Raw genomic sequence first — 6344 nt, forward strand, 5'->3', positions numbered from 1 at the left:
TGGTGACGCAGCACCGCGCGGGCGGCCTCGGCCACGGCCCGCCGCCCCTCGTGGCGCAGGGCGGCGGCGTGCCGCCCGGCGAAGATGACCGAGGCCACCGGCAATCTCGGGTCGATGTGCAGCAGCGCGGCCTGCCCGCGCTCGAAGGCGGCGAGATCGACCGCGAACTCGGCGGCATCGGGCAGCGCGGCGGGCAGGCGCAGCCCCACCTTGACGAACTCCGCCGGGCCGAGTGCGGCCAGCGCGTCGCGCTTGCGGTCCGGCAGTCCGGGGGTGAAGCGCACGGCCCCGCTGGCCAGCACGGCGGGCGGCAGCGTCACCAACGCCACCCCGGCGCGCAGCGTGCCGAAGGGGCCCGAGATCACCACGTGATCGGCCGGGCGCAGGTCTATCGTCGTGACCGCATGGCCGAGCGACACCGGAAGACCGTGCGCAAGCCCCCGCAACAGACCGCCGGTTCCGCCCGCGACCAGCACGTCATCGCCGCTTTCGAGCAGCATGGTGTCCATCAGCGACACCTCGTCGGGGTCGCCGCCCATCGAAACCGCCGAGAGCTGAAGGGCGGCCCTGTCCCAGCTGTCGCCGGTGGCGATCTCGGCCAGTGTCGCACCGGGCCGCGCCGTCCGGGCGGCGCGCTCCATCCGCGCGTCGAGCGCCTCGAGCGCGCCGAAGAGCGCGTCGCGCGCGCCGTCATCCGCGCCGTCCGTGCCGCGGGTCACCTGCATGTCGTCATAATCGCTGTCGGTCAGGGCCAGTCCCAGCGCCCGCGCCTCGACCCTGAGCGGGTTGGCCCGGCCGTTGTGCAGCCATTGCGCGCCGCGGTCCCACGCCAGACCGAGCGATCCGCCATCGGTCCAGGCCCGCCCGCCGACGCGCTCGCGCGCCTCGAGGAGAACCACGTCATACTCCCACGCGATCAGCTGCCGGGCTGCGGCAATGCCGGCCGCGCCCGCGCCGATCACGGCCACCTCGACATCGAGCAAGGGCTGCGCGCGCACCACCATCGGCGCGGCAAGAGCCGCCGCCGTCAGACCCAGGAAACGGCGACGTCCCGCCATGACACCATACTCACGCTGCCGGGCTGTCGGCGTCGTAGGCCTCGATGATCCGGGCGACCATCGGGTGCCGCACGACGTCCTTTGCCGTGAAATAGTTGAAACTGATGCCCTTCACATCCTTCAGGATGCGCTCGGCCTCGGACAGGCCGCTTGTCACGCCGCGCGGCAGGTCCACCTGGCTCCGGTCGCCGGTGATGACCATGCGGCTGCCCTGACCGAGGCGGGTCAGGAACATCTTCATCTGCATGCCGGTCGCGTTCTGCGCCTCGTCGAGCACGACATAGGCGTTGGACAGCGTCCGCCCGCGCATGAAGGCCAGCGGCGCGATCTCGATCGTCTTTTCCTCGATCAGCTTCTGAAGCTGTTTCGCGGGAAGAAAATCGTTCAGCGCGTCGTAGAGCGGCTGCATGTAGGGATCGACCTTTTCCTTCATGTCGCCGGGAAGGAAGCCAAGCCGCTCGCCCGCCTCGACCGCGGGGCGGCTGAGGATGATCTTGTCGACATGGCCGTTGATCATCTGGTTCACCGCGACCGCGACGGCGAGATAGGTCTTGCCGGTGCCCGCCGGGCCGATGCCGAAGGCCAGTTCGTTCTGGTAGAGGTTCCGGACGTAGGTCTGCTGCGCCTCGGTGCGGGGCTCGACCGTCTTCTTGCGGGTGCCGATCTCGAGCGCGCCGCGCTGGAACATCTCGATCTGGTCGCCGTCGCGCGAGCCGGTGCCCTCGTCCGCGCCGCGCAGGCGCACGGCCGCGTCGATGTCGCCGGGTTCGATGCCCCGACCCGATTCGAGCCGCGCATAGAGCTTGCGCAACACCTCGGCCGCCTGTTCGCGCGCATCGCCCAGCACGGCAAGCTGGTTGCCGCGCCTGAGGACATGAACCGAAAGCAGATGCTCGATCTGGGCGAGGTTGCGGTCAAACTCGCCGCACAGCTCGATCAGAAGCCGGTTGTCGGGAAATTCGAGCGAAAGCTCGACCGGTGTGCCGCCTGTGGGGGCCGCGAGGGGGGTGATCGCCAAATCACGCTCCGGTTTGGGGTTGGACCTTCCCCGACTGTGGCAACGCACCACGCACAACGCAACAGGTTGTGGCGACCGTCACCGAAGTTTCTTGATGATGCGATCCGGCGCACAGGAAACGGGCACCCGAGGATGCCCGTTGTTGCCGTGGGTCCGCCCCCACCCCCTCGCGCGGCGCGCGGCGTCAGGGAATGAGGTCGGACAGGTTGCTGCCTGCGCGGAAGTCGCCGACGATCGAGTTGGGCGGCGCCACGTTGGTGCAGACCGGGAGGCCCGACACAGGGTCGCGGCGGCGCGACCAGTAGCCCTCGAGGCCGTCATCGATCATCCAGACATGGCACCCGTCGGGGTCGATGTAGATGCCCGATTCGAGCTGACTCAGGCTGCCGCTATCGAACCCGCGGTCCTCGCCGATCGCCACGACGCGGGGCCCCGAGGAATTCCCGCTGACACAGCCTGCAACGGCAAGAACCCCCAGAAGCAGCGCACCGCCCTTGATGATGTTGATCATGATCCCATCCCCCTCAGCGGTAACACACGATTTCGACGCGGCGGTTCTGCTGCATGCCGCTTGCCGTGGCATTCGAGGCCACCGGGCGGCGCTCGCCATATCCGATCTCGCGCGCCACGCGCGCCCCGGAGGCGCGGGCGACCTGCGCGACCGCGGCGGCGCGGTTCTGACTGAGGCGCATGTTGTATTCATCCGAAGCGCGGCTGTCGGTGTGCCCGTAGATCGCGTAGGCGAAGGCCCCGGCCGAGCGGAAGAATTGCTCGAGGTAGGCGCGGCCCGCCGGGGTCAGGCGGGCGCTGTCGGTGTGGAACAGCACATCGTTGTTGGCGACGGCGCAGGTGTTCACGTTCAGGCAAACAGGCATGCCGTTGACGGGGTTCACACGTCCTTCCATGTAGCCTTCGGCACCCCCATCCGCGACCCAGTGCATGCAGCCATCGGGGTCGATCCAGATGCCGGGCTCCACCCGGCCGGTGATGGTGACGCTCTGCTGGGCCAAGGCCGAGGAGGGCACTAGCGCCATGGCTGCGGCCAGGGCCGCCGCACCGCATGCCGCACGCGAAACGTAGCGTGACAATCCGGTGATCACATCAAAATCCCCCACTGGTAACCGTGTCTATCCGCCCCGATCAGCGGGCTTGGCAGAGCCCCGGCGAAAACACCATTTATTCCGGCACGATAGCACCATGCGCGCGCAAAGGAAGAGGATTTTTAACCAAAGAGTTTCCGCGTCGGAGACAAACGCGCTGCCGAGGCCCGCGGTTGGCGCGAGTGGAAACAATCCTCAGGCCGCGCGCGCCCGTCTGCGCCGATCAGGAAACCAGACGGCCCAGGAGCGAGTTCGGACGCGCCTCGACGATCTCGACCGCGGCGATCTCGCCGATCAGGCGGTCGGGGCCGTCCACGTGGACGGCGTGCAGATACTCGGACTTGCCGCCGATCTGCCCCGGCTCGCGGCCTTGCTTTTCGAACAGGACCCGGACCTTGCGACCGACCATGCCGGCCTGCGTCGCGCGCTGCTGCTCGGTCAGCACGGCCTGAAGACGCTGCAAACGGTCATCGGCCTCGGCGGGATCGACCGGCGCACGCTCGGCGGCCGGCGTGCCGGGACGCGCGGAATACTTGAAGGAATAGGCGCTGCCGTAGCCGACCTCGGCCACCAGGTCGAGCGTCGCCTGGAAATCCGCCTCGGTCTCGCCGGGGAAACCGACGATGAAATCCCCCGACAGGACAAGGTCGGGCCGGGCCGCGCGGATGCGCTCGATCAGGCGGATGTAGCTTTCGGCGGTATGCTTGCGGTTCATCGCCTTGAGGATGCGATCCGACCCCGACTGCACCGGCAGGTGCAGGTAGGGCATCAGCTTGTCGCAGTCGCCATGGGCGGCGATCAGGTCATCCTCCATGTCGTTGGGATGCGAGGTGGTGTAGCGGATGCGCTCAAGCCCCTCGACCTCGGCCAGCGCGCGCACCAGCCGCGCAAGGCCCCATTCCGCGCCATCCGCGCCAAGGCCATGATAGCCGTTCACGTTCTGACCCAGAAGCGTGATCTCGCGCACGCCGCGCTCGACCAGCTCGCGCGCCTCGCGCAGCAGACGCTCGGCGGGGCGGCTGACCTCGGCCCCGCGGGTGTAGGGCACGACGCAGAAGGAACAGAACTTGTCGCAGCCTTCCTGCACCGTCAGGAACGCGGTCGGCCCGCGCTTGGCGCGCCGGTCCTTGGGCAGATGGGCGAACTTGTCCTCCTCGGGAAAATCCGTGTCCAGCGCCCGCTCGCCGCGGTCCAGCGCCTCCATCATCTTCGGCAGGCGGTGGTAGGTCTGCGGCCCGACCACAAGATCGACGATGGGCATGCGGCGCATGATCTCTTCGCCCTCGGCCTGCGCCACGCATCCCGCCACGCCGATCTTGAGGTCCGGCTTTTCCTCGTGCAGCGGCTTCAGGCGGCCAAGGTCGGAGTAAAGCTTTTCGGCCGCCTTCTCGCGGATATGACAAGTGTTGAGCAGGATCATGTCCGCCGCCTCGGGCGTGTCGACCTGCTCATAGCCCTGTGCGCCCAGCGCCTCGGCCATGCGTTCGCTGTCATAGACATTCATCTGACAGCCATAGGTCTTGACGAAAAGCTTCTTGGCCTCGGTCATCGCGTGCGCCCCGCCATCGGTCCGTTCAAGGGGATCTTGACCTGCGGCATGTACACGGGCCATCCGTCTGCATCAACCGACCCTTGCGATTGAATTCGCCCGCGGGTCGGGCCACACTCCGCCGCGAGGCAGCACAAGGGCAGCCCGGCAGGGCCGGCACACATGGATTTCGACAGTCTGGACCAGTTCGCCAATGCGACGCCCGGCCAGTTCGGCAAGGGCCCCGCGGCGCTTGTCATCGCCGAGGACCGGGTCGAAGTCGCCTCGACCATCGAGCATGTGCATTCGCTGGGCTTTCGGCACATCTTCGTCCTTGCCCCGCCCGAGATCGAGCTGCGCCCCCTGCCCGCGGGCACGAAGACGCAGCTTCACGTCATCCGCGCACGCAGCCGCGCGCCCGGTGCCGCGCAAGCGGCGGTGAACCAGCTGATCGAGAAGATGCCCGGCCAGTGGCTGCATTACTGCTACAACGGCGAATACCTGTTCTACCCGTTCTGCGAGGACCGCAGCGTCGGCGAGATGGTGACCTGGGTGCTGGAGGAACGGCGCACGGCGATCCTGACCTACGTGGTCGACCTTTATGCGCCCAATCTGCGGACCTACCCGGACGCCGTGTCGCTCGACAACGCCATGCTCGACAGTTCCGGCTACTACGCCGAAGCCCGCCCCGACGAGGAGACCGGCCACCCCAAGGAGCGGCAGCTGAACTTCTACGGGGGTCTGCGCTGGCGATTCGAAGAGCATGTGGCCAAACCCAAGCGCAAGATCGACCGGGTCGGCCTGTTCCAGGCAAAGCCCGGCCTTCGCCTGCGCGAGGATCACACGCTGTCGGACGAGGAGATGAACACCTACGCCTGCCCGTGGCACCATTCGCTGACGGCGGCGATCTGTTCCTTCCGCGTGGCCAAGGCGCTGCGCACCAATCCCGGCTCGCGCCACGACATCAGCGATTTCCGCTGGCACCGCTCGACCCCGTTCCATTGGTCCTCGCTGCAGCTGATGGAATTGGGGCTGATGGAACCGGGGCAATGGTTCTGAGCGCATGAGCCCCGCGCCGCCCGCATGGCGCGACCCGCCGATCCTGGCCTTCATGCTGTCGCAGACGCTGATCTGGGCCGCGATCTTCTACAGCTTTCCCGCCCTCGTGCTGCACTGGCAGGCGGAATTCGACTGGTCCGCAACGGCAACGATGGGGGCCTTCAGCCTCGCTCTCGCGGTGCAGGGTCTGGCCGCGCCCCACATGGGACGGATCATCGACCGGGGTGCTGCGCCCCGCGCGATGACCTTCGGCGTGGTGGGGGCGCTGGCCGGGCTGGCTGCGCTGACGCAGGTGACCGAGCTGTGGCAGTTCTACGCGGTCTGGGCGTGGCTGGGCCTGATGATGGCGGCAACGCTCTATGACGCGACCTTTTCGATGGTCACGCGGGCGCGGGGCGCGCGCGCGCGGGCGGACATCACGGCGATCACGCTTGCGGCGGGCTTCGCCTCGACGCTGGCCTACCCGCTGACCGCGGCGGTCACCGCGACGGGGGGCTGGCGCATGGCGGTCTGGGTTCTGGCCGCGCTGGTGCTGGCGCTGGTCCTGCCGCTGCACCGGCTGGCCGCCGCCCGGCTCGAGG

The 6344-nt window shown here is 68.2% G+C and carries 7 protein-coding genes; 2 read left to right on the plus strand and 5 right to left on the minus strand.

Translation table 11 applies throughout. The annotated features are described in order from the left end of the window. The 5 genes from QQK83_RS18480 to miaB all read right to left on the minus strand — a co-directional run. Window positions 1-1058 (minus strand): FAD-dependent oxidoreductase (locus QQK83_RS18480; protein ID WP_284266819.1); only part of this gene is annotated, 1058 nt, incomplete at its 3' end. 10 nt (window positions 1059-1068) lie between these two features. Then, window positions 1069-2076, minus strand: coding sequence for a PhoH family protein (locus tag QQK83_RS18485; RefSeq protein WP_284266820.1), 1008 nt, complete (start codon window positions 2074-2076; stop codon window positions 1069-1071). Window positions 2077-2260: 184 nt separating this feature from the next. Continuing rightward, a complete protein-coding gene (locus tag QQK83_RS18490; protein WP_349816248.1) occupies window positions 2261-2587 on the minus strand; it encodes a hypothetical protein in 327 nt (108 codons plus the stop codon). 13 nt (window positions 2588-2600) lie between these two features. After that, window positions 2601-3110, minus strand: coding sequence for an OmpA family protein (locus tag QQK83_RS18495; protein WP_284266821.1), 510 nt, complete (start codon window positions 3108-3110; stop codon window positions 2601-2603). A 289-nt stretch (window positions 3111-3399) separates the two neighbouring features. Next, window positions 3400-4725 carry a tRNA (N6-isopentenyl adenosine(37)-C2)-methylthiotransferase MiaB gene (miaB, locus tag QQK83_RS18500; RefSeq protein ID WP_284266822.1) on the minus strand — a complete coding sequence of 442 codons (1326 nt, stop codon included), beginning with the start codon at window positions 4723-4725 and terminating at the stop codon, window positions 3400-3402. A gap of 162 nt (window positions 4726-4887) precedes the next feature. Between miaB and QQK83_RS18505 the strand changes: the two genes are divergently transcribed. Both QQK83_RS18505 and QQK83_RS18510 read left to right on the plus strand, forming a co-directional pair. After that, window positions 4888-5763: a hypothetical protein gene (locus QQK83_RS18505; RefSeq protein WP_284266823.1), complete on the plus strand. Its 876-nt coding sequence runs from the start codon at window positions 4888-4890 to the stop codon at window positions 5761-5763. A gap of 4 nt (window positions 5764-5767) precedes the next feature. Further along, on the plus strand, window positions 5768-6344 hold a 577-nt coding region (locus QQK83_RS18510), incomplete at its 3' end, for an MFS transporter (RefSeq protein WP_284266824.1).

This window comes from Roseicyclus amphidinii (assembly GCF_030163755.1).
Classification (GTDB): Bacteria; Pseudomonadota; Alphaproteobacteria; order Rhodobacterales; family Rhodobacteraceae; genus Roseicyclus; species Roseicyclus amphidinii.